Origin of the sequence: Sphingobacterium puteale, from assembly GCF_050986225.1 — a bacterium.
Lineage (GTDB): Bacteria > Bacteroidota > Bacteroidia > Sphingobacteriales > Sphingobacteriaceae > Sphingobacterium > Sphingobacterium puteale.
The window spans coordinates 3,728,530-3,752,918 of the sequence record NZ_CP158959.1 but is presented as its reverse complement, the minus strand read 5'-3'; the positions used below and the strand labels follow the sequence as shown (position 1 = coordinate 3,752,918).

Annotated in this window: 15 protein-coding genes; 8 read left to right on the top strand and 7 right to left on the bottom strand. The window is 43.8% G+C overall.

All coding sequences use genetic code 11. The features are described from left to right. The first annotated feature begins 204 nt into the window (after window positions 1-204). Complete coding sequence (locus tag ABTV71_RS15955; protein ID WP_433900240.1) at window positions 205-1,839, top strand: alpha-L-fucosidase; 1,635 nt, start codon at window positions 205-207, stop codon at window positions 1,837-1,839. Between the two features lie 20 nt (window positions 1,840-1,859). Here the strand turns inward: ABTV71_RS15955 and ABTV71_RS15950 are convergent, their stop codons facing one another. Next, complete coding sequence (locus ABTV71_RS15950) at window positions 1,860-3,551, bottom strand: trypsin-like peptidase domain-containing protein (RefSeq protein WP_433900239.1); 1,692 nt, start codon at window positions 3,549-3,551, stop codon at window positions 1,860-1,862. 286 nt (window positions 3,552-3,837) lie between these two features. Here ABTV71_RS15950 and ABTV71_RS15945 point away from each other — a divergent pair, with 286 nt between their 5' ends. The 7 genes from ABTV71_RS15945 (at window position 3,838) to ABTV71_RS15915 (ending at window position 14,161) form a co-directional block, all read left to right on the top strand. Then, window positions 3,838-4,425, top strand: a complete 588-nt coding sequence (locus ABTV71_RS15945; protein ID WP_433900238.1) for an RNA polymerase sigma factor — start codon at window positions 3,838-3,840, stop codon at window positions 4,423-4,425. A gap of 65 nt (window positions 4,426-4,490) precedes the next feature. After that, window positions 4,491-5,687: a FecR family protein gene (locus tag ABTV71_RS15940; RefSeq protein WP_433900237.1), complete on the top strand. Its 1,197-nt coding sequence runs from the start codon at window positions 4,491-4,493 to the stop codon at window positions 5,685-5,687. 112 nt (window positions 5,688-5,799) lie between these two features. Then, entirely contained in the window at window positions 5,800-9,174 is a 3,375-nt protein-coding gene (locus tag ABTV71_RS15935) for a SusC/RagA family TonB-linked outer membrane protein (RefSeq protein WP_121123001.1), read from the top strand. 75 nt (window positions 9,175-9,249) lie between these two features. Beyond that, a complete protein-coding gene (locus ABTV71_RS15930; protein ID WP_121123003.1) occupies window positions 9,250-10,737 on the top strand; it encodes a RagB/SusD family nutrient uptake outer membrane protein in 1,488 nt (495 codons plus the stop codon). A 12-nt stretch (window positions 10,738-10,749) separates the two neighbouring features. After that, window positions 10,750-11,562: a DUF4843 domain-containing protein gene (locus tag ABTV71_RS15925; RefSeq protein ID WP_433900236.1), complete on the top strand. Its 813-nt coding sequence runs from the start codon at window positions 10,750-10,752 to the stop codon at window positions 11,560-11,562. Between the two features lies 1 nt (window position 11,563). Beyond that, window positions 11,564-12,985: a PKD-like family lipoprotein gene (locus ABTV71_RS15920; protein WP_433900235.1), complete on the top strand. Its 1,422-nt coding sequence runs from the start codon at window positions 11,564-11,566 to the stop codon at window positions 12,983-12,985. A gap of 33 nt (window positions 12,986-13,018) precedes the next feature. Beyond that, on the top strand, window positions 13,019-14,161 hold the full coding sequence (locus ABTV71_RS15915; RefSeq protein WP_433900234.1) for a redoxin domain-containing protein: 1,143 nt from the start codon (window positions 13,019-13,021) through the stop codon (window positions 14,159-14,161). Between the two features lie 126 nt (window positions 14,162-14,287). Here the strand turns inward: ABTV71_RS15915 and ABTV71_RS15910 are convergent, their stop codons facing one another. From ABTV71_RS15910 to ABTV71_RS15885, 6 genes are all read right to left on the bottom strand, one after another. Further along, window positions 14,288-15,115 carry a sialate O-acetylesterase gene (locus ABTV71_RS15910; RefSeq protein WP_433900233.1) on the bottom strand — a complete coding sequence of 276 codons (828 nt, stop codon included), beginning with the start codon at window positions 15,113-15,115 and terminating at the stop codon, window positions 14,288-14,290. Window positions 15,116-15,210: 95 nt separating this feature from the next. Beyond that, window positions 15,211-16,941, bottom strand: coding sequence for an RICIN domain-containing protein (locus tag ABTV71_RS15905; RefSeq protein ID WP_433900232.1), 1,731 nt, complete (start codon window positions 16,939-16,941; stop codon window positions 15,211-15,213). Window positions 16,942-16,971: 30 nt separating this feature from the next. Then, a complete protein-coding gene (locus tag ABTV71_RS15900; RefSeq protein ID WP_433900231.1) occupies window positions 16,972-18,657 on the bottom strand; it encodes an endo-1,4-beta-xylanase in 1,686 nt (561 codons plus the stop codon). A gap of 23 nt (window positions 18,658-18,680) precedes the next feature. Next, window positions 18,681-19,706: a DUF5627 domain-containing protein gene (locus tag ABTV71_RS15895; RefSeq protein ID WP_433900230.1), complete on the bottom strand. Its 1,026-nt coding sequence runs from the start codon at window positions 19,704-19,706 to the stop codon at window positions 18,681-18,683. Window positions 19,707-19,722: 16 nt separating this feature from the next. Further along, window positions 19,723-21,486 carry a RagB/SusD family nutrient uptake outer membrane protein gene (locus ABTV71_RS15890; protein WP_433900229.1) on the bottom strand — a complete coding sequence of 588 codons (1,764 nt, stop codon included), beginning with the start codon at window positions 21,484-21,486 and terminating at the stop codon, window positions 19,723-19,725. Window positions 21,487-21,507: 21 nt separating this feature from the next. Further along, the gene (locus tag ABTV71_RS15885) at window positions 21,508-24,387 is read right to left on the bottom strand and encodes a SusC/RagA family TonB-linked outer membrane protein (protein ID WP_433900228.1); all 2,880 of its coding nucleotides are present in this window, start codon (window positions 24,385-24,387) and stop codon (window positions 21,508-21,510) included. Window positions 24,388-24,389: the final 2 nt, after the last annotated feature.

Genomic DNA, 24,389 nt, shown 5'->3' with positions numbered 1-24,389 from the left:
TGTCCTTTTTAGGGCACCTTTTTTGGGAATCAACCGAACAAAAAGAATCCTGTGTCGATATTGTACTAGTATTGATCGATTATGTAGTTTCTTTCCTAGAACAATACAGTTATTTTTGATTTTAGATAAAATAACAAATTATAAACCGAATGATTTTGTCCAGCAGTTTGGGCTCAAAGCATTCCGATCGAAGTTCAGATTACAATGGATAGAAGAACAGCAATTAAATGTCTCGGCGCGACTATTCCGAGCCTTTTCCTGAGTAAATTTAGCCTTGCCCAGGTTCATCTGGGAAAAGCTCCTTTTCATCCCAACTGGCGTTCACTAGAAAACTATCAGGTGCCTGAGTGGTTCAGGGATGCCAAATTTGGTATCTGGGCGCATTGGGGACCACAGTGTCAGCCCGAGCGCGGGGATTGGTATGCCCGGGGCATGTATCAGGAGGGGTCCGATCAGTATAATTACCACATCGAAAAATATGGACATCCTTCGGTGTTTGGCTTTAAGGATATTATTCATCAGTGGAAGGCCGAAAATTGGAATCCAGAAGAGTTAATGGAACTGTATCAAAATGCCGGAGCCCAATATTTTATGGCTTTGGCTAATCATCATGATAATCTGGATCTTTATCGCAGCAGTCATCATCAATGGAATAGTGTCAATGTCGGCCCCAAAAAAGATATTGTTGGCGGATGGGAACGTGCTGCTAAAAAGCGAGGGCTCAAATTTGGTGTGAGCGTTCACGCAGCGCATGCCTGGACCTGGTACGAAACAGCGCAACGAAGTGATAAAGCTGGAAAGTTTGCCGGAGTACCTTACGATGGGAAGTTGACAAAGAAAGATGGCGCAGGAAAATGGTGGGCGGATTACGATCCACAGGAACTCTACGCACAGGATCATGAGCCTAGTTTGGATAGCAAAGACGACAACACGGTTCATCGGCAGTGGCATTGGGATGTCGCCTCCGGCGTGAGCGTACCTAACAAAGCGTACTGTGAAAATTTTAAAGCACGCACGCTGGAACTGATGGACAACTACAAACCCGACATGGTTTACTTTGATGATACCGTCCTGCCACTCTGGCCGGTAAGCAATGTTGGACTGGAAATAGCAGCCGATTTTTATAATAAGAGCATGCAGGCAAATAAGGGTAAGGTCAATGTGGTCATCAACGGTAAAATCCTGAACGAACAGCAACGGAAATGCCTGGTATGGGATATCGAACGCGGACAGAGCAATACCATTGAACCGCACCCCTGGCAGACCTGTACCTGTATTGGTTCATGGCATTATGATCGACGGATTTACGATAATAATCACTATAAATCTGCCAAAACCGTTATTCATATGTTGATTGATGTGGTCAGTAAAAATGGTAATTTATTGTTAAGTGTACCCTTACGCGGTGATGGTTCTATCGACGACCGGGCAAAGGAGGTCGTCGAGGGAATAGGAAGTTGGATGGCGGTGCATAAAGAAGCCATTATCGGAACGAGACCATGGTTTATCTTTGGGGAGGGACCTGCACAGGAGGAGGCTCCGTCATTGAGTGTTCAGGGCTTCAACGAAGGAAAAGGAAAAGCTTTTACCAGCGATGATGTCCGTTTTACAACAAAGGGAAATGTTTTGTATGCCTTTATTATGGGAACAGCGACCGAAAAACAAATAAAAATTAAGTCATTAGGCCGTTCGGCACCGAATTCGAGAACAGTAAGGCGAATACAGATGCTCGGATGTGATGCTCGGATTTCATATCAGCAACTCGATAATGCTCTTCAAGTCTCCATACCCGATAGTTTGGCTCAAAACAATATCGCGATGGTATTAAAAATCACGTAAAGTTTTAATCTCTTCTGCTGCTAAAGCATGTTTTGTATGCTGGATAAAAAGTCCATGACCGTGTCTCGTGGGATAGCGAGGCAGGCTGTATGACTAAAACGTGCAATGTTGATGCCTATGAAGTTTCCATTGCCATCGATGATCGGACTCCCACATTCGTCGGAATGAATACGAGAATCGTGGATAAATACGCGCGGAAAATTATCCCTTCGCAATGACTTTCCTTGAGGAATGTTGTTTGCAGGATGTGGATTTTCCCGAAGGTTCCATCTGGAAAGAATGATCTTCGTATGTAACTCGGTCATCCCGCGTCGGAAGTGAACTTGGAGTGTATCACCTGCATAAAATTGTTGCATCGCCGCGTTGATTTTAGCGGCGCTCGCTACATCATGACCGTTTAATGCAATTATTCCATCGCCGGCGCGCAGTCCAGCTCGGTCTGCAGCACCCATGCTGTCTACTTTTGTTAAGGTTGGAAGGCCTTGGATTTCCTGCATCTGTGCATCGAAAGTTCCCGGGATGGGAATTCGTGGGAACGTTTGGGGCGACATGCCGAGGACTCCGCTTTTACGCTGATTGGCGGCAAGGAGCGACCACAACTTTATTCCGAGTAAAGAATCAGAAACGCCTTGTCCGATTATCTTCGATGCAGTGACTGCTGGAAATTTATGGTTGCTCACAAGTGCTATCAGGTCGTTTTTTTCATCCCTGAATAAGATTTTCAAGGCATAGGTGCTGTTGTGAATTTCGGCGATTGGTGCGGCACCAACCTGGCTGCTTTTGGATAAGATCACCTGCTTATTGTTTGTCAGGTTAAATGCAGTGCCTAATATATCCATGTTATTGCCATGTAATGTACTACGGATGGGGATAGACTGAACCTTTGTTTTGGGATCTTGTGCCGGTTTTTTGAGTCCCAATACCATGAGTTTTTTCGCTAAGGGATCGCTACCGATTGAATCAGTAGCAGTGGGATAGCTATTAATTGCAACCGGGTGGGTCAGGGAGCGCCAATACATGCGATAGCTGTTTACAGGTACCTCAAAATTGATGCCCTCTGCAGCATCGATACGGCTATGTAGACCAATTACGCGGCCTAAGGCGTCAAATAATGGACCGCCGGAATCACCGGGCTCCATGATACTGCTGCTTTGAATGAAACCATAGTCATCCATTTTTTTTAGAATGCGTCCAGCACGGAGAAAGGGCGTATTGAAGGGCAGCGTTTCAGGATAGGATAGTCCAAAGCAGCGTTGGTTTTCAGAGATGGTTGAGGACCAGCCCATTTCGGCAAAAGGCCAGGGGCCTTCGCCCTGCATCTTCATCATGGCAATATCGGGCAAGTTGGTCTGTTGGTCGACGACCAGACGTCCGAGCGCTTTGGCAAGCCCCTGCTTGCCATCAGGAAAAATCACACGATAGAAATTGCCAGGCTTCGTAGAATGCGCCACAGTGAGGATCGAACCATCCGGACACACGATGACTCCACTGAAAGGCGCACTGTTTTGTTGACCGCTCACACTGTCTATACCGAACATTTTTATGGAAGCAGCTAGCGCCCGGTCAATAATAGACCTCGGTATCTCGCGGTCAGCGGTCTGCTTGCGCTGTGCTAAGCAGTAATTGTCGCATGTGAATAAGCACAAAATTGTCCAAATAATGAGGTATTGGAGGAAGGTGCTTTCAGGAAATTTTTTGGAATAAGGTGTCATATTGCAAATAGGTTGATTTATTGGATTAGGTTTTGCTTTGCAAAGCCACAGCTCAAAGGTAGCGGATTTGTTAACAGAAAAACAAGGGTAACGAAACAGTTCTGAATAAATTATTGACCTTGGCTTGTTTTTTATGCGGTTTGCTGAAAAATTTATGGCTTAATACACGAAAATTAAGAAAAAATAATAGGAAAAATCTAGAAATAGGTCGGCCATAGGAAGTATCCATTCTTTTTAGTTATCTTTGTCCACGAAAAGATTAACTGCTTGCTAAACCGATCTACCGATGAATTATACGAGCGAAAAAGAGCTGCTTGATGACTTTCTGAATGGAGAGGAGCGTGCCTGTGCGCATGTATACAACCGTTATTTTAGTCGCATTTGTTTATATGCATCGAACTTTGTGGATGAAAGTAAAGAAGCTGAAGATATTGCCGAAGAGGGATTTATCCGCTTGTGGCAGAGCAGGCGGCGCTTTGAAAGTTTATCACATCTGAAGGCAGCCCTTTATCAGGCTACGCGTCATGTAGGAATCAATCACCAGACCGCCCGGAAGCGAAGATTAAATCGGGTCGATAGTTATGTGGCGCTACAGGAGCCGGATCAAAAATCCCATTTGCATGAGCTTGTTTATGCCGAAACAATGGCCGAACTATACGATGCCATTCAGAAGCTACCTCCAAAAGCACGTGAAATTATTCAGCTGAGCTACCTCGCAGGCAACAGCAATCAGGAAATTGCGGATCTATTACAGCTAAATATTCAAACGGTAAAAAATCAAAAATTACGTGCCCTAGGCCTTCTACGTCAACATTTAACACGCGATTCCTTTAATTATTTGCTCTCGTTAATCGTTCTTTTTGGAAAAATTTAATTTTTTTTTATTGCCTTTAGTACTTTTTTTAATTGGTGTGGTATCTATAGATGAAATAGTTCGAAATGGATCCTAAAGAAGAAGAAAAACTTATTCATATCAGTTCGCTTGTCCTCCATGAAATGCGGGGATCGCTTAGCGACGAAGACCGCCTTTTTCTGGAGGGCTGGCTACAGGAATCCGCAATGAACAAACACATCTATCAACGCTGTCTGGATGAGGCGCAGCGGCGTAAAGGATATGCCAGTTTGCAGCAATTTGAAAAGCAACGTAATTTTGAGTCGATAAAAGCTAAACTTTCCTTCCGTTCTTCAAAGAGTAGGCAAGGACTAATGAAGCGTCTATGGCCTTACCTTGCTGCGGCAAGTGTGCTGTTGGCGCTTTCGGTTGTGTGGTATTGGAACCAGGATAACAGCCGACCCGTTCAAACCCATCTCGGCGCTGTAAATGACCGCCTTCCGGCTTCCCGTCAGGCGATTATAACGCTCTCAGACGGCAGACAATATGTTTTGAATAGGGACGAAAAACAAGTGGTTATCGATGGGAGCGGCATACGCTACGACGATGGTCACAAAGTGGCGTCGATCAATGCTGCGGTGTCTGCAAAAATAGAAACTCCGCGTGGCGGTACTTATGATGTCACTTTGCCCGATGGTACTCAGGTGAAATTAAATGCCGGAACAATACTTTCTTATCCAACGGTATTCGCAAAAGACAGACGCGAGGTCAGTCTCTTGGGCGAGGCCTATTTTGAAGTTAAAAAACGGAAAGATCAACCTTTTATGGTCCACACCCAAAATCAGCAGGTACAGGTACTTGGAACACACTTTAATATCAATGCCTATCCGACAGCAACACAGACAAAAACAACTTTGCTGGAGGGTAAAGTGCAGGTAAAGGAGCTTGTCAAAGGCCAAAAAGTAACCCTGCTGCCAGGCGATCAGTCGGTTAATACGGGAACGGAGCTGATTAAGCATCCGGTCAACATACAGCAGGAAATCGCCTGGATATACGGTAAATTTAACTTTGACGGGAAATCACTTCGGCAGGTTATGGATGAACTGTCCCGATGGTATGCAATTGATGTAATCTATAAGGGCGATGTACCCGATGTTTCCTTCTTCGGCGGAACATTCAGAACGAGTAAATTATCAACTATCCTGAAAATATTGAAAGACCAGGATCTGTCATACCATTTGACGGACGATGGTAAACTCATCATTGAAAAAAGTGATCCTAAAGAACAGAAAGGAGGGCAGTAAAAAACGTAAAATTATACATTACCATACATTATGAATTAACAAATTGGGCAGTGAATCCTATCATCTAAGCAATGGATCCTGCAATCTAACCTAACTAAACTAACTAGAATTAATGAAATTAAGTTGTTTTTCACAAGCGACAAGACCCTTTTTATGGCTACTTTTTGCTGTCTTAGTCCAGCTGGGCCATAAGGTAAATGCGCAGACCGTAACCTATGCCGGGCGCAATATTCCACTGATGGATGTGCTGCAGGTTGTCAAACTTCAGACGAACTATGAGGTGCTCGGAGCCAAAAAGATATTGGAATCGGCAAAGCCAATTTCAATTAAAGCAGACAAAATGCCCCTTAAATTATTTCTTGATAAAATTCTAATTCCGCAGGAAATCGGCTACACGATTGAATCCAAGACTATTTTCCTGGAAAAAAAAACAAGCTCACGGAGATCGGAGCCCAAAAGCCCTCCGCAAGGGGAAAAATCATTCCAAAGACAGATCCGGGGACAAGTACTGGGAAAAGACCGGATGCCTCTTTCCGGAGTGAATATTTCACAGCTGGGCAATACCATCGCAGTAGCCGACCAAGAGGGACGTTTTTCCTTTGTTAGCACAATGCAACCGCTTACATTAAGTCGGGTTGGTTATAAAAACTTTACCCTCGCTTTGGTCGAAAACAAAGATGAATATAGCATTGTGATGGAAGAAGAGGCGAATGCACTGGAACAAGTCGTTGTTACTGGTTATCAGGTGCTAAAGAAAGATTCGTATACCGGAACTGCTATTACCAAAAGTGGCGATGAACTGCGGCAGGTCAATCCGCAGAATGTGCTGCAGGCTATGCAGGTGTTTGATCCATCATTTAAGATATTACCTAATAACTTAGCCGGGTCCAACCCAAATGCCCTGCCTAATATTAATGTGCGTGGGTCCTCGGCATTGCCCAGTGGAAGTACAGATGTTCTGAGACGTGATAATGTTACGACGACTATGAATTTGCCTGCTTTTATCTTGGATGGTTTTGAAGTGAGTCTGGAAAAAGTAATGGATCTAGATATGACACGCATTGAGAGTGTCACCACATTGAAAGATGCGGCTGCAAGTGCTATTTACGGCTCGCGTGCAGCCAATGGGGTAATGGTAATCGTTACTAAAGCTCCCAAAGATGGTAAACTGCAAGTCACATACACACATGAAACCAATGTCAACATGCCAGATTTGTCTGGCTATGACTTATTGAATGCACCAGATAAGCTCGCTTATGAGAAGCTTGCCGGGCTGTATGATGGGCAGAAACAACGTCAATCGCAGGACGTATTGGATGAACTATACTATCATAAACTCGCAAATGTGCTTGGAGGAATAGATACCTATTGGCTATCGCAACCTGTACGTACAGCAGTCGGGCAAAAGCATGGCGTTTTCTTGGAAGGTGGTGCGAAAACTTTTCGCTATGGTGTGGACATGCGTTATCAGACGCGTCCGGGCGTGATGAAAGGTTCGGGCAGAAACCAGTATTCCGGCGGATTAAATTTTAGTTACAATCCAAAAAATAAAATTCGTTTTCAAAATGAGCTCTCCATTACCGTCGTCGACGGCCGGGAATCTCCTTATGGTAGTTTTGAGAACTTTGTTAAAATGAATCCTTACTATAGACTGAAAGACGATCAAGGTAATATTACACAATTATCGGATCGTTGGATCAGGGTAGATCCTTCAGGAAATAGAAATGAGGAGTATGTCCTTAATCCTGCATATGACGCAACATTGAGCAGCTATAACAAATCGGGCTATACCGAATTATTGAATAACCTTTCTGCTGACGTTGATCTCGGTAAGGGCTTGCGCCTTAGGGGATTGCTTTCTTTGCTGAAACGGATGAATACGGGGGATGATTTCCGCTCGCCGCTGTCCAACGAGTTTTATTCTTACGAAACTTCAAGGGCAGATGAAAGAGGAAGTTATGGAAGTTATAGTAACAACGAATTGTATTGGGATGGAAATATACGTTTGAATTGGGACCGAAATATAGGGAAGCATTATTTCAATATGATTGCTGGTGCCAATATAAGAACAGAGAGTTATGATGAACGCTACTTCAAAGCGATTGGTTTTCCGAATGACCGCTTTACTGATATTGGTTTTGCGAAAGGTTATGAAGAAGGAAAAAGTCCGCAGACGAATGTGGGCGCTTCCCGTCTCTTTGGATCTTTCTTAAGTGGTAATTATAGTTATGACAACCGCTATCTTTTTGATGCGACCTTACGCATCGACGGTTCGTCAAAGTTTGGTGCAAATAAGCGGACAGCACCTTTTTGGTCAACAGGAATCGGCTGGAATATACATAATGAAAAATGGTTTGCGACAAAGGTGATCAGTCAGCTACGTCTTCGTGCTACTGTTGGGTTGACGGGGTCTGTTCAATTTGACCCTTATATGTCGCGCGTTACCTATTCTTATGATAAAAACAATTGGTACTCGTCGGGATTAGGAAGTACGGTACGTAATTATGGCAACGAGAATCTAGCTTGGCAAAGGACGCAGTCGGTGGACCTAGGTGTTGATATCGGCTTTTGGAGTAACAGATTGACGTTTTCATTGCGAAACTATAGTAAAATTACAAAAGATATTTTGGCGGACATTAATATCGCCCCTTCAACAGGATTTAGTTCGTATAAGGAAAATCTAGGCGATATGGAGAACAAGGGAATCGAGCTGGGCGTCAATTGGCAGGCGATTAAAACTGAGAAATGGACCTTGAGCTTGCTGGCTAATCTTGTACAGAATCGCAATAAAATCGTGCGTATTTCCAATGCATTGAAGAGTTACAATGAACGTGCAGATGATGAACAGCAGAAAGACGAATATAAAGCTGTTCCCTTGTTGCGCTATGAGGAAGGACAGTCAATGGACGCTATTTATGCTGTTCCGTCTTTGGGTGTAGATCCTGAAAGCGGACGGGAGGTCTTTGTAAAACGCGATGGCACCCTCACATATACCTGGGATCCACGCGATATTGCGGTAGTTGGGGTAGCGACACCAAAAATGGAGGGATCTTTCGGTGGTACCTTACGTTATCAACAGTGGATGTTGGTAGCCTATTTCCAAACGCGTATGGGAGGGAAGACCTATAACCAAACCCTTGTGGATCGCGTCGAAAATGCAGACCCACGCTACAATGTAGATGCTAGGGTGCTTGAAGAACGCTGGAAAAATCCGGGTGATCACACGTTCTTCAAAAGTATTGAAGATTTGGGACGAAGCGAATTGTCTTCTCGTTTTGTAATGCCAGACAATCTATTAGCATTGCAATCCCTGAATATTTCTTATGATGCGAAACAAGCTTTTGCAAATCGCTTGGCGCTGGCAAGTTTGCGTGTGGGCTTGATTGGCAACGATATATTTCGCTGGTCTAATGTGAAGGAGGAGCGGGGTATAAATTATCCTTTTGCACGATCTGTTACCTTAACGTTACAGGCTAGATTTAAATAAGGTTTGTTAAGATCAAGAATTTAGATTAATAGCAATCTTATTCGTGAACATTATTTCATACAGACGAACTAACATATGAAAAAGAAAAATATATTTATCGTTTTACTTTGCAGTATCTGCTTGTTTTCCTGCCAGAAGTGGCTTGATATACAACCCCAAAGTGAAGTTGAAAAAGACCTCCTCTTTACTACAGAAGATGGTTTTAAGGAGGCGCTATTGGGAATCTATACCCGCTGTGCTGGCGGAGATCTCTACGGCAAGGAATTAACAATCGGGACACCTGAAGTACTGGTGCAGAATTATACCATTCCAAACAATGATCCTCTTAATTATCAGAAGACAGCTCGATTTTTATACGATGATGGTGGCTTTAAAGATCGCAAGGACAATATCTGGAAAGGTTTATATCATGGGATAGTGAATGCAAATCTCTTGTTAGCCGAAATCGATGGGAAAAAAAATCTGTTTGTCGGGGACAACTACGCTTTGATCAAAGGTGAGGCGCTGGCTCTGCGTGCTTTCCTACATTTCGATGCTTTACGTTTGTTTGCTCCAGCGCCTATTGTGAATGCGCAGGCAGATGCAATACCTTATGTCACCAAATATTCGAATAAAACAACCCCTTTGAGCAAAGTATCAGTAGTGTTGGATTCTGTTATTGCGGATCTGAAGATCGCGAAAGATTTACTAAAGATAGATCCAATACGCACAGCTTCTTATGTTGTTGGGTATCCGACGGTAAGGGATACTTTGGCAAACTCAGAATTGAGCAACAGCAGTCTCTTTTTGCAAAATAGAAGACATCGATTGAATTATTATGCGGTATGTGGTGCTCTAGCCCGAGTTTATCTCTATAAGGGAGATAAACCCAACGCTTTAGCAAATGCCCTGGAGGTGATAGCATCTAAAAAGTTTCCCTGGACTAATAATACTGATTTTCAGTCCGTTAAGGAGGATAAGAAGGACCGAATTCTATACAAAGAGCTATTATTCGCCTGGTATATTCCTGGAATGAATCGAGAGTATAATCAAGAATGGTTTAGTACAGGGCGGATGAATCTGGATAAAGAAGAAGGGCGAACGATTTATGAAGTTGGTGGAAACGGTGGTGGCGATCTGCGTTATACCCAATGGTTCGGTTCGGTAAGTGTAGGCACTACGGCTTTAAGTTCGTTAGTAAAATACAATAGAAACACTTTCAGTGATGATTTTGAGGCCAATCTACATTATCTGATGGCGCCAGCGATCCGATTGAGTGAGCTTTATTATATTGCTGCGGAATGTAACTATGAAGGCAACCCGACTTTAGCGGCAGAATATCTGAATCAGGTACGTATACAGCGCGGCATAGGAGAACCTGCTGACGTATCAACGGCAACAAAATTCCGTACTGAATTATTGAAGGAATACCGTAAGGAGATGTATGCCGAAGGGCAGCTTTTTTATGCGTATAAGCGGTTAAACGCACCTATTATTGGAGAAAAGGGTACCGTCATTCCAGCAAACCAAAAAATCTTTGTATGGCCATTGCCGAGTGATGAAATAACTTATGGACAACGCTAATATAGAAATAGTATGAAAAAAAATAGTTATATACTGCTTGCTTTTGTTTTTTTTCTGTTCTTTTCTTGTCGGAAAACAGAACTAAAAACCTACGACGCAGCTGCTAATGTTTATTTCGATCTGAGTTCGGAAGCACGGGATAGTATCGTATATACTTTTGCCTATGAAATGACCAAAGCATCAGATACGCTATATATACCTGTCCGGCTAATGGGCAATAGGGTGGGTAACCAGCGGCATTTTCAGGTTTACGTGGAGAACGATTCATCCACTGCACGCAGCAATGTGCATTACGAAGCATTGGCCGCAGAATATCCTTTGGAATCAGATCGTGGAACTGGTTATGTCCCCTTAATTATTCACAATACTAGGGATTTAGAAGAAAAATCAGTGTCGCTCATCTTAAAATTGAAAGCGAGCCCAGACTTTGGTGTTAATGATCCACGGCTTATACGAACCTATATCATTCTTTCCGCACAACTTGAAAAGCCAAATTGGTGGGATAATTGGTCGCCATTGGGTGAGTATTCCCGGGTAAGGCATCAGCTGTTTTTCATAGCAACAGAACAGCGACAACTGTCCACCGATGGATTGGATGCACCAAAGAACCTATATTTTGCCAACTTGTTGACCATAATGCTTAACGATCCATTTAAATGGGTTGCGGATCATCCTGAAAAAGGCTATGTGCTGGAAAGCAAGGATAATGGTCAAAGCTATATCTTCTACCATAAAGACAATCCTAATCGGCCAATTCTGCTGAAAAAAAATACTGGAGTAGGTAAATTTTTCTTTATTGATGAATCAGGAAAGGAGCTTAGATAAAATGAAAAAATTGATCATGAGCATCGTCGTATTGACGGTATTATCGGCCTGTTACAAGGACAAAGGAAATTATGTTATCGACATGCCTGAGTCGCCGGTGTTACAAAATTTAGATACACTTTATGAAGCAATGACTGGAGATAGCCTGATTGTACAGCCTAAAATTACGGGGATAGCTACCGAAGATTTGGAATGTGACTGGCGTATCGATGTTCCAGAGGCAGTTGTGCCAGAAGCCAATCATTATAAAGGAAATGCGCTAAGAATAGTTTTTGGGCTAGAAGCAAAACGTTATACTGCTCGGCTTACGGTAACAAACAAAGCCAATGGGATGAAATATTTTTATCCATTTAAAATTCAGGGCGTGACGGAGTTTTCTCGAGGTACATTGGTCTTGACAGAGGATCAGGGCGTTAGTAAACTTTCTTTTATTAAACAGGATAACAGTGTGCAACCTAATATTTATGAAGTAATCAATGGACAATCTTTACCGGCCGAGCCTTTGCAGTTGCACTATGTAAAGAATCAATTCACGGGAAATACGCCATTGGGTTATTGGATTATTACGAAGCAAGCCGGCGTGCGCTTAAATGTCAATACCTTAAAAAAGGAAAGTTTAAAGCCAGGGACGTTATTTGATAATTTCTTTTTGGCTCCGCCGACCATTAACGTAGGTAGCCTTCAAGCTCATCCACAAGGGGTACTTATGGGGGTCATCAATGATAAATTCTATGGTGGGGCAACGACAACATGGGACCAATCGGCAACCTACGGGATGTTCGGTACCTATGCGGACGGTGAGTATGATTTGGCTTCGAAATTTGTACTTTCGACTGCCAATAATAATTATACTGTAATTGCTTTTGAAAAAAATAAGCGACAATTTGTTCGCATTAATCTTTATGGTTCACCGATGTATTTTGGCACGCAGTACAGTGCTATTAATTCAGATGTTTTTAATCCTACCAGTGTCGGTATGGATTTGTTACAGCTAGTTCAGATCAATAATGCGGATACCTATGCTTATGTTAAGAATGCTAATGGTCAGATCTATGAGTTGATGTTCAACGCGAATTTTGCCGGTCCATTTAACTTCACGTCGGGGCATAAACGGCTTTTTGTGCGTCCAGAGTGGATTACTGCTGAGACGAAAATGCTTGCAAGTCGTAGTGGTTATATTTACGTTGCAGCGCAAAATCAAGTTTTTCGCTATAATCCTTTGAGTGAACAAGTACAGGTATTAAAAACAGATATCAAGGGTGAGGTTACTATGCTCAAATTGGAGGATGATGAGAATACCCTGATTGTAGGGGCGGCGGGAACACTCTATTATCTCGATATCCAAGTGGGTAAAAATGGAGAACTTGTCAAAAAAATCGAAGGAATTCCAGGAAATCCTGTGGACATGACTTGGCGTAAGTAATAAGGAATAAAAATAAAATCTAATCATATAAACATGAAAAATTTAAAAATAGCGGCTTTGGCACTGGCATTTTTACCCATGGCATCATTTGCGCAGCAAGCAAATTTCCAGATCAATGGAAGTGCACCAGAAGCTTTCAATGGTAAAAAAGTGTATTTGGATTATACAAAAGATGGATTTCCGGCATCGGATTCGACGGCTATTGTGAATGGCAAGTTTAGTTTCAAAGGAACAGTAGAGGAGCCTGCTTACTCCAGAATGGTTTTTGATCAAGAAGGTAAGGGTAAATTGGTCGCACAGAATATTGGCGACCGTTTATACTTCTATTTAGGCAATGAAACTTATAACATTACCATCAGAGATTCGCTGCGTACCGCTTCCATAAAAGGGTCGCCGTTGCATAAGGCGTATGTCGCTTATTTAGATGAGATTGGTGGTGGTTTTATGGATATTATTGATGCGGGTAATAAGGCTTTCGCGGCTGTGAAACAAGATGCTCCTGATGCCAGCGAGCAGTATAAGGCTATCCATGAAAAGTTTGAGGCGCGTTTTGAAGCCCGTCGGGTAAAAGAGTTGGCGTTCGCCGCCAAAAATCCCAATTCAATCTTTGCAGTGGACGCCCTTATTGATGCGGCCAACAAACGCAAGCTCAGTGAGATCGAACCTTTGTTTTTGAAGCTGTCCAAAGAAGTGCGTCAAATGACAAATGCGCGACAGTTGGAAGCACGTTTCCTAGCGGAGAGAAGTGTGAAAATCGGCAATAAGGCACCCGATTTTTCCCAGCCGGATACCGAAGGGAAAATGATCAGAGTATCCGATTTTAAGGGTCAGTATGTGCTGATCGACTTTTGGGCAAGCTGGTGTAGTCCCTGCCGTGCTGAAAACCCCAACTTATTGAAGGCATACAACAAATATAAAAGTAAGGGTCTGGAAGTGCTGGCGGTTTCGCTAGATGATACAAAAGGGAAAAATGCTTGGTTAAAAGCGATTAAGGATGATGGATTACCCTGGGTCCATGTCGCAGATTTAAAGGGCTGGAGCAATGAGGCAGCGGTGTTGTATGGCGTACGTGCCGTACCACAAAATTATCTGGTGGATCCTAAAGGAAACATTGTCGCCATCAATATAAAAGGTGAAAATTTACACCAGGAGTTGGCCAAAATTTTTGGGAATTAATGGTCAAAGGCACTGTATCGTAATTTCCTTCGCTTTAAGCATAACGGACAACATGATGCGAACGAGATGTAGTATTCTATACTGCTGATTAGCTTGTAAAGCTAGGGATTTAATTCCCTAGCTTTTTTATTTTTTTGCTTTCGCTAGCAACTTAAGCATGCTTGCCGCATAGTTTTTACCCAACTGTCGGTATCCTGCGGGACTGAAATGCAACCCATCGCTTATGCCTTCACAACTTGCAGAGGAGATGATATGGGCTGTCGGTACAGTGGTGGGCAAGGTTTGGATGATGCTGTTCATGCTTGCGCATTTGCCTCCGGCTTCCGCCGATAGGAGTTCGCCAGCAAGTAGGGGAACTTCTTCTGCTTTCAAGTTCAAATCGTGCAATAGATTTCCATAGACTTTTTTTACCTTATTAGGCCATTCACGATCGCCGGTGTTGGATTCGCCTTGATGAAGTAAGATGCCTTTGATCACACCTTTCTGCTGTGCAATCTTGGCTAATGCTACAAGTCTTTCATACGGGTTATTATCATAAGCAGCAAGCATGGATTTCATCCACTCCGGTGCATTTGCGACATAGCTAGCGGTGCTGTCCTGGTCAAATAATTGAATATGGCAGCCACCTACCGAAACGTTGATGACACCGATCTCGACATTTTGGGGAAGATTTTCTACAAGTGTTCTGCCAAAATAATCGGCGGGGGTAAGTCCGGTGTGGCAGCGTGTGAGCGGCGCCCGGGCGGGGTACCAGTTGCCATACTGCCTTCCTAATTCGGGGCAGTCTACTGCCGCAAGTACATGGAACCGACTATTAGTAATGGTGTCCTGCGCCTCAAATTGGCCATGCCCCTCCATATTGGATTGTCCAAAACAAAGGTATATATGAAAGTTTTTGTCTTGAGCGAAAGCTGCTGTTCCTAAGACGTTCCCCAGCAGGAAGATGAATAGCAAGATTTTAAATGGTGTTTGATGCATCGTGGAGTTTTTTATATTTCTAAAATTAACATATTTCGCGGTAAGCTATGCTTACCGCGAAAAGATATTATTTAGTTCATCGCTATAAATTTGAATTTGAACAATTGACAGGATGTACCGTAGTAGTCCCAAAGCTGCAGGTTGGAGTTCCCATCCATTGTACAGCTGGGGATATCCCATCCGCGTGTGGCATCGACTTTTGATACGATTTTGTAATATCCATTTGCTACAGTCGTTACCTTCCATGTCTGAGCATCATTGCTGTAATTCTGCCAGAGGCGGATGGAGGTTCCGAGTGCATTGCTGTTACTCGCTAGATCAATGCAACGATTGCTCGCACTTGCCTTGGATACAAACCGCCAGTATCCGTTACCGGCATCGATTGCTACCCAGCGCTGCGCATTTGCACCATTTCTAGTCCAGGGTCTGAGTACAGCACCATCGGCATCCTGACCTGACTTTAAATCAAGGACTTTGTTAGCGTCGGTCTGGAATTCAATTTCGTAAATGCCATTATTGACCAGGCTAGTGACGTTGCAGTTAGACATCGGATAATTGGAGGCAGCATATTGCTGAAACCATTGTTTGCTGGGTGCAGCACATGCTTCCCAATCGTTGTTGTAGGCTGTGCCACCATTGGGATCCCCTTTATGGAGCAGATTGTCCGGAGCAAGAAGATTCCAGCTCACATTGCCGGATTGATCCACAATATACTTTAAATTTGCACCAAAGCCATTGCCTCCGGCGGTACCGGTGTAACCTGTACCGAAGGTACCATATCCTTGTGGAGCCCAGTCTGTCTCTGTAATGGCGATCGGCGCAATGTCAGCAATAGGTTTCACATTGGTATTCCAGGCATTTTGAAAGGCTTGATAGGTATTGACACCACCCCAGTATCCCGGATATATATGTACCGCATAGCCGATGTTACCACCAGTAATCTGGTTATTGACATAGCCTTGGTAATGGGACTGCCAACCGGTACCGGGTATCCAACATACGTTATTGGCACCGTTGTTACGGATAATATTTACCAAAGGCTGGAAGAAATTTTTCAGCGCAGCGAAATGCTCGTTGCCCGTCATCCCCCAGGTACCATTTGTTCCCAATATTTCTACGGGCTCGTTGGCCAACTCAAACATCACATTGTCTGCATTTTTCAGTGAAGCGTGCTGCGAAAGAAAAGTCCATACCGTCTTCAGATAAGTATGGTACGCATCATTCACTGCAATACGGTGCGGGCATACCCCCGGCGGACGCAAGATGACATACATACCTCGGCTACGGGCGTGATTGATCAAAGGAATAATAACCTGGTTGGTGTAGGTAACCAATCGATTATAGTTAAACCTTGAGATGTCATTTTCAGGAATAGCCGCTCCTGGATCGTTGGTCCAATAAGGGTCGATGTGGAGACGAATATAATTCAGGTACCAACCATCGGCTGCGCTGGTGAGTTTGTCGATGACGGCTTTGTTGTAGTTGAGGGCACCTTGTACATTGTAGTTATCCCAGGTACAGTACCCTGAGTTGGCACCGTATTGACAGCCGTTGAACCAAGGGCTCGGAGTAATGGCGACCCCATGAAGGACGATGTTGTTGTCGCAGGGATCTTTGAGGTACTTTCCTCCTACGTGTAATGTTGGAGTTGGCCGAGGCCAGTTTGTAACGGCTTGCGCAGAAACATTGGATTTAAGACTTCTTTCGGATTCGCTGGTTAGCGTTTTTTCTTCCAGCCGCGAACAGCTGAAAAGGAGGGTCATTAAAAAGACCACCAGTAACCACATGTTGTTTGTTCTCATAATTTAAATATTTAAGGGTGATTAATGATCTTATTTTTTAACGACCAATGCCTCGGCCACTGCCTGATAGGCTGGCTTTCGGACAAATCCTTCGGTCCATAAACCAATCGGCTCTCCGCGACGCCAGAATGAACTCTCCTGATCGGGGCTATCCAATGGACTCCATATGGTAATGCCGTATTGTTTATCTTTTGGAATGATTTCCAGATATTTCTCAACGACATATCTGTATAGGTCAGCTTGTTGCTGATACATTTCAGCCGTGGCATTGCTAGTCTTGATGCCATTTCCTAAGCCAATATCGAGCTCGGATACTTTAATCATCTTACCTGTGGAGGCCAATAGATTGAACATACTGACGATATTTTCTTTGCTGGTGTTGATATCGATGTGCATCTGGGTGCCAATCCCATCTACTTTAACACCTTTACTTTCGATGTAGCTGACATAGGCGATCAGCCCCTTACATTTGTTGCCACTGCCTTCCAATCCATAGTCATTGATGAATAAGAGGTCATTGGCATTGCCATATTTGCGGGCAAGCTGGAAGGCTTTTACGGCATAATCTTTCCCTAAATAATCTTGCCAGTAGAATTCGTCATCCGCCAAATCGGTCTTTCCGATTCCGGTCTTTAAGGCATATTGGTCTGGCCAGTCGGACATTGGTTCGTTGACGACATCCCAAGCTTTGATGTAACCTTTGGTTTTTTCCAGCATACCAGCAATAAATGTCTCCAGCGCTTTGGTGAGTATGGTTTCTTTCTCTGCCGGTGTTTTTTCAATAATGTAGCCCCCGGGGCTGCCATAGCCCTCACCATCTGCTGACTGTGCTCTAGTGGAGTTGTTTCCCCAGCCGCCCCAGCCATCGATATTGTTTTCAAAATCCCCGTTAGCAATCAGATTAGCTGAACTACCGGTCTTTGTAAGCACAACCTTGTCGATGAATATAGTACCGTCGTATTGGCCGAAATTGATAATAAAACGATCTCTTTCAGCAGTCGCAGTAGCTTTGAGTTCGTACTCTTTATAGCTCGTCGTTAATGCTAATGAGCCCATATTGTCACCAGTATAATTGGAAGAAGTCTGCAAATCAATGCTTAGGCTACCTGCTTTATTGCCCCGGGCGACGATCTTTAAGACATACTCTTTCCCCACCTCGGTGGAATTAATGGCATAGGCTGTCTGTGCTTCCCAAGGGTTGACAACGGAAGGATTACTCATTTTTAATGCATGTCCGGCTAGGGCTGGCCCGTCGGAACCTGGTATTTCCACAGGTGCTATTAATTTATTGAGATAGGCCGCATTCTGTCCAGAGTGCCAGCACAGCGTATGCCCATATAAAGCCATATTGTTTTCCTGTGCAGCCGTGATCAGTTGTTCAACACGTGATAGATTAAGGCTTCCGTCGGCCTGCACAATGGAACCATGCTTCATTTCATAGCCCATGACCATTTCTTCAAAATTTCGGTTGGCTAAGCGGTAAAGCACCCCTTTATTTAAATAGTCGTTTATATTGAGCGCCACACCCAGCTTAAATCCGGGGTTGGCTTGCTTATCCAAATAACTTTTTAATGGGTTGTAAGCATTGATATCTTCCTGCGCCAGTACTTTCTCCGGTTTGTCGACGGCGTATTCCAGGGCATGATATTTGGAACATGAACTCCATACGGCACCGAGCGAAAGTAGGATGACGATAGTTTTATTGATTTTTTTCATCGCGGTTCATAATTGATTTAATACTACTTTTTAGTGGGTGTAAAAGTTTCCATTTTGACTGATCTGTCCCGCATCACAAGGGTATCCTTGCTTGTGACAGTCATTTGTGCCATATCTATCGTGTAGGATAGATAAAGTGCGTCTCTGTCTGTATTGCCCCAGCTATTTTTTTCGCCCCGTTTGACAAACTTTCCGGTCCCTGACGCAGATATTCCCGAACTGCCCGAGCTAACACTGCAATTGTTATCGTCATCAAAAGTTAAGTTCAGATTGACAGTGATATTAACATCATCAGCTCCCTTAAAAGATAGCGGCAAAATCGACTTTTTAAGTGCTGCTGTGCTGACGCTTTTGACTTCATCTTTTTCGACATAAGCCTGGTGCCTGACAACATTTTTAGTCAAGTTGCTGTTAGCACCTTTGCCCACGATCTGGTCGGTGCCCCGGCGGAGATAGTTGCCGTGCCAAGAGTTGATATATTTGAGTGCATAAAAGATAAAATCTTTTGGCGCGACATCCCAATCGGATGCGATAGCCCTATTGGCTGCCTGTAAAGAAGTTTTACCGGATAGGATAGAATCAGCATTGGCAACTTTTGTCATCCTTAAGGGGAGGACGTAATAGGTCTCCAAAGATTTAGGGTCGTCAAAAAATGCGTCTGTCAGCTGTACCTCTACACCGCCTGTGAGGCTACCATTTGGTATGCTGATCTGGTTGCTGGCAAGCTGATAGTAAGCGGTCGGCAAAGGCGTGATCGGCTGCCCATTCGGGTAGCTGAGTCCATTTGTGAGGCTGTTGTCGACAACGAAGTCAATACGAATATCTTTCTTGTTGTTATACACGCCGCCCGTAGTGGCCATGACTTGCACCTTATGTTGATTGTCGAGGCTGTTGTCAAAGATGTCTTCGCCCAGTGTTACCGTTCTAACGGGTGTCTGATAGGCGAAGTACACCGATTGAAATTCAAAGTCTGGGAACTCCCAATCATTATTTTTGCAAGACGCCAAGCTAACTAAGGCCATTGCGTAGAGGATATTGATCTTTTTCATCGTGTGCATGTTAAGTTTAATTCCAACCTATATTTTGTATAAGATTACTGTATTTAAGTACCTCACTGTAGGGAATTGGACCGTAATTCATATAGTTTTCATAGACTCTATTTTCTACAGGTATTTCGGTATAGTTATTATTAGTGATGTTTATTCCCTTGGCGGCGACATTGATGTCCATTTTCCAACGGCGGAGATCCCAAAAGCGAAATCCTTCAAAGCATAGCTCCAGTCGGCGTTCGTTTCGGATCAGCTGCCGCATTTGATCTTTATTGTTTTTTACTTGCTCCAGGTATGGATCGCCATTGTTGGTGCCTACACCTGCACGCCTGCGGATAGCTTTGATGATATCATAGGCAGAGAACGCAAAGGTTCCCATGCCGGTAGGTCCCCAAGCTTCATTAGCTGCTTCGGCATAGGCGAGATACATTTCTGTCATGCGTATACGAGCGTTGAAATGCATTTGCTGGGTTGAAGATGATGGATTGAGATTGACATCCTGACGTAGGAGCTTTTTCAGGTAGTACCCCGTCCGTGTGGAGGTTTCCACTTTGTTTAAGCCGTCATTTGTTGGACTATTGGCTGTTGTATTGATCGCTGTATTGCTGACCCCTGCTGTTGCTCCATTGACAATGATATAGGTTTTCAATCGGGGATCTCTTTTGTCGTAAGGGTTGGCCGTGTTGTAAGCCGAATTGGCATCGCTAATGGGATAGCCGTTCTCCATAGGGAAGGCATCGACCAGGTTCTGTGTTGGATTGAGTCGCCCTCTCCCAAATAAGGTGGGCGGAAAATGGTCTTGCTCCATGCTATTGCTATTTCCTTTGTCAGTGCGCCAAATAATTTCGGCTGGATTGGATCCGGAGGTCAGGCCATCGACCACGTCTTTATTGTACCAGGTAAATCCTTTAGGATCTATGCCACTGGCTCCGCCTTTGGCTTGAATGACCTGTCCCGCATAGTTTGCGGCTTGTTCCCAAGTGGTTTTGCTCCCTTCACTGTATGCTGGGCTGGCAGCTAGCAGCGCTGCTCTAGCTCGGATAGCTTGTGCGATGCGTTTGGTCATCCGTAGTTTAAAAGTATCGCCAAATACGCGATTGTAATCATTGGCGTTTATAGATCCTGCATACTTGGCTGGAACTTGGCTATCGCTGGTTATATTTTCATAATCCATTGGGAGTAGGTCCTCTGCATTTTTTATATCATCGTATAACTGTTGCATACAGGCTTCAAATGATGCTCGAGGTTGATTGAAATCCGAATTGACGGTCTCAGGAGTCAAGCGAATAGGTACGCCCAGTATCTCTCCTGTACTTGACTTGCCGGCATGTGCTTGTAGAAGATGGAACATAAATAGCGCACGAAGACCGTAGGCTTCGCCTTTCATCCGGTCGTTGAATAGGGCGCTGACTTTTGGTTCCATTGCCCATTCTACCTGATCGGTTAAGGACAGAAAATTGTTTAGATATTGGATAGCTGCGTAACTGTTACGCCATTGATCGAAAGGATTGTTTATACTTGTCCATTGTCCGGTTGCCGTTTTTAGAAAAGTATTGTTCTTATCGTTACTCACTGCATTGTCGGTTGCTACATCGTCAAAACTGTAGCTGTTGCTCGGAATCCGGTTATATCCATTTAGGAGCAGTCCCTGGGCATACAAAGGACGGCTATTGGCCGTTTCAATTTCGAGATTGTTCTCGAGAGCGGGCTCAAACATATCTTCGCAGGAAGAAAATAGCAGGCTGCCCGCCATGGCTAGAATTAGTATTTTTTTCATCATTCTCATTTTAACTATTCAGAATTAAAATAATGCCTTTAGGCCGACGTTGAAAAATCGGGTTTGAGGCGCTTGTCCAATATTCAGTTGCATGGTTTCTTTTTCTTTTGCAATCATCAACAGATTAGATCCATTCGCATAAATTCCCAGTTCATGGATAAATTTTGAACTAAGTATACGCTTGGGAAAATCGTAGGAAAGCTGCACTTTGGACAGATTAATGCGATCCGTCTTATAGAGCCAAAAGTCTGAGCTTCGAAAGTTGTTATCACTGTTGAATGTGGTAAGGCGTGGATATGTTGCGGTCTCCTTGGTAGACTCGGTCCAGCGGTCACGTACAATAACCGAATATTTATCCTCTGCGTCTACCCAAAAGTATGAACTGTTTTTTATGGCGTTAGCGCCGAACTGTCCTGTAGCAGCTGCAAATAGGGTGAAGTTGTTCCATTTCACTGTCAGGTTCAGTCCTAGTGTAAGTGGCGACCCCGCCCATCCGCCTTTGCCCAAATATACTTCGTCTCGTGTATCAATGGTGCCGTCTCCATTTTGATCTTTATACTTAATATCTCCGGGCTTTACTTCCCCAAATGAGGAGAAGGCCGAATTGTCAATATCAGACTGGCTCATATAAAAACCATCGTGCTGTAAGCCCCAGATGGCGTCTAGCGGTTTTCCGGCTCTGTTTTGATAGTTGAACTGGTATAATTCGTCTCTTTTTACTGCCTTTGTCGTATAGTACATCCCGTTGAATCCCAGCGATACAAAAGTTTGGTTTAGCTGTTTGTTCAGATTGACACCAAAGTCAACGCCCTGACGTTGGTCACTGTTGTAATTGATGTAGGGAAGATCCGAGTAAACAGGCCAACCTGTCATGAAATACATAGGATATTGCGTTGTCGCTTGTACCAAGCCACCGCTCATCCGATTTAAAAAGTAAGCGGTATTGAAGGTGATTAGGTTATTGTAAAATCCCCCTGCAAGGCTGACGTTAAATTCCTTACGTTTAGGGAATTTCATGTTTGGATTGTCGCCTCTACGTCGATCAAAAGAATGCACCAATGCGCCATCCGCCCAGCTATACCAGGCTCCATCGTTGTAGGTATAATAACCCTGATAAAGGAAATAGTCGCTAATATCCAGATCGGTATTTAAAATGCCGGCCGAAGCAGATAATCTTAAATCATTGACAACATTACTGTTTGCTAGAAAATTTTCTTTTGATAGACGCCAGGAAAGGGCTAATGTCGGCGAAAGGGCCTGTCTGTTTCCCGCTGGCAATTTAGCCGAATGGCTATAGGCGCTACTAAAATCAACGTAATATTTACCAGAATAGTTGTAGCCTAGCTGAAGCCCTAGATTGGCATTGCTAACTTTATGATAACTGCCGGATTCAGCAATCTGAAAAGCGTTGGCCAATAGGATTGCCGAAACGTGGTGATTGTTATCGTAAGTGCGGTTAAAGTTTAAAGAGCTATTTAGTCCGATGGTCTGCCGATAGGTGCTGTTGCTGATATTTTGGATGCCCGATATGCGATCATCACCATATTTTGTGAGGCTGCTGATCCGATCTTTTCCGTCGTAATTGTTCCATGATGCCTGATACACCGCATAATTGTTGTTGTAGGACTGATTGTAATTTGACTGATAGTCTACCGCGAGGTTGGTTTTGAAAACCAGGCCTTGCAAGATGTTTTTCAAGTCAAAATTCAATCCTGTATTGAATTGAAACTGCCGATTGAGATAACGGTTGGTACCACCGGCATAGATGTTTGCAAAGGCATTGGTTTGGTCTAGTTGACTTCCCCCCAGTAGGTATTTGCCATCGATAAGAAAATTACTGTTGTTGACATACACCATCGAATTGACGTCGCCTTCTTCGATCATATCAATCGGGATGAGGGGAGAGAAGCGATGAGGCCGTATGTTAGCCGCTGCCTCCCAATAGTTCGCATTCACCCCCTTTAAAACATAGAAGCTGGCAGCGGCATCTACATTTAATGAGATCATATCGTTTACTTTGACATCGATATTACCACGCATATTAAATCTATTGGCGCCACCATTTTTTTTCGCCTGCCCAAAGTTCAGCATAGAGCCTTCGGACCAAAATCCAAAGTTGGTATAATACTGCGCGCGCTGATTGCCACCAGAAATTTCGGCGGTTGCATCGTAGCTGTTATAATGATCTTTGATATAGTCCGGTGAATAGTAATCGACATTGGGGTAACGAAAAGGATTGCTTCCTGCTGCGTGCTGATAGATCGTTTCGGCATTGTAAAGTGGTGTAAGCCCATCATTTTGGCGAGCTTCGTTATACAAAGTCATATATTCTGCTGACCCCAGGTATTTCGGATAGCTTATCCGCGCATTGAGACCAGCATTGGCCCTGATTTTTACCTTCTGACCCCCAGCCATTCCACGTTTTGTGCTAATGCTGATGACGCCTTTAGCCGCACGGCTTCCATAAAGTGCAATGGCATTGACTCCTTTTAGCACACTGATCTGCTCAATCTCCGTGGGCATAACATTGTTGGCATCGCGCGGAAATCCATCCACTAAGACCAGATAACCGCTCATCCCCCAGATATTTCCATTATAGCCAGGAATGAAGGCCTCCAAATTCTCCAAACTGTAGGTGTTGTAGCTCTTATCAAGCAATTGAGGGATATTGATGGCTTGGACATTGCCCATAAGATCATTTTTTTGGACTTTGCGAAATGCCACTTGCACAAGAGTCGTACTATCTGTGCTGCTACTGTCTGGAATTGTTGTTGTCAAAAATTCCTGGAATATATTTTTATGTAGTATAACACTTGGATCATGTGATGCTTTGGCCAATCCTTTTGTGGTGGCAGTCCAGCTTAATCCAAGACATAGTGCTATCGTTAATTTTTTGTACTTCATTT

Bases quoted from the DNA above. Each gene is read 5' to 3' on its own strand.
- ABTV71_RS15955 (WP_433900240.1), top strand. From the start codon at position 205: ATGGATAGAAGAACAGCAATTAAATGTCTCGGCGCGACTATTCCGAGC.
- ABTV71_RS15950 (WP_433900239.1), bottom strand. From the start codon at position 3,551: ATGACACCTTATTCCAAAAAATTTCCTGAAAGCACCTTCCTCCAATAC.
- ABTV71_RS15945 (WP_433900238.1), top strand. From the start codon at position 3,838: ATGAATTATACGAGCGAAAAAGAGCTGCTTGATGACTTTCTGAATGGA.
- ABTV71_RS15940 (WP_433900237.1), top strand. From the start codon at position 4,491: ATGGATCCTAAAGAAGAAGAAAAACTTATTCATATCAGTTCGCTTGTC.
- ABTV71_RS15935 (WP_121123001.1), top strand. From the start codon at position 5,800: ATGAAATTAAGTTGTTTTTCACAAGCGACAAGACCCTTTTTATGGCTA.
- ABTV71_RS15930 (WP_121123003.1), top strand. From the start codon at position 9,250: ATGAAAAAGAAAAATATATTTATCGTTTTACTTTGCAGTATCTGCTTG.
- ABTV71_RS15925 (WP_433900236.1), top strand. From the start codon at position 10,750: ATGAAAAAAAATAGTTATATACTGCTTGCTTTTGTTTTTTTTCTGTTC.
- ABTV71_RS15920 (WP_433900235.1), top strand. From the start codon at position 11,564: ATGAAAAAATTGATCATGAGCATCGTCGTATTGACGGTATTATCGGCC.
- ABTV71_RS15915 (WP_433900234.1), top strand. From the start codon at position 13,019: ATGAAAAATTTAAAAATAGCGGCTTTGGCACTGGCATTTTTACCCATG.
- ABTV71_RS15905 (WP_433900232.1), bottom strand. From the start codon at position 16,941: ATGAGAACAAACAACATGTGGTTACTGGTGGTCTTTTTAATGACCCTC.
- ABTV71_RS15900 (WP_433900231.1), bottom strand. From the start codon at position 18,657: ATGAAAAAAATCAATAAAACTATCGTCATCCTACTTTCGCTCGGTGCC.
- ABTV71_RS15895 (WP_433900230.1), bottom strand. From the start codon at position 19,706: ATGAAAAAGATCAATATCCTCTACGCAATGGCCTTAGTTAGCTTGGCG.
- ABTV71_RS15890 (WP_433900229.1), bottom strand. From the start codon at position 21,486: ATGATGAAAAAAATACTAATTCTAGCCATGGCGGGCAGCCTGCTATTT.
- ABTV71_RS15885 (WP_433900228.1), bottom strand. From the start codon at position 24,387: ATGAAGTACAAAAAATTAACGATAGCACTATGTCTTGGATTAAGCTGG.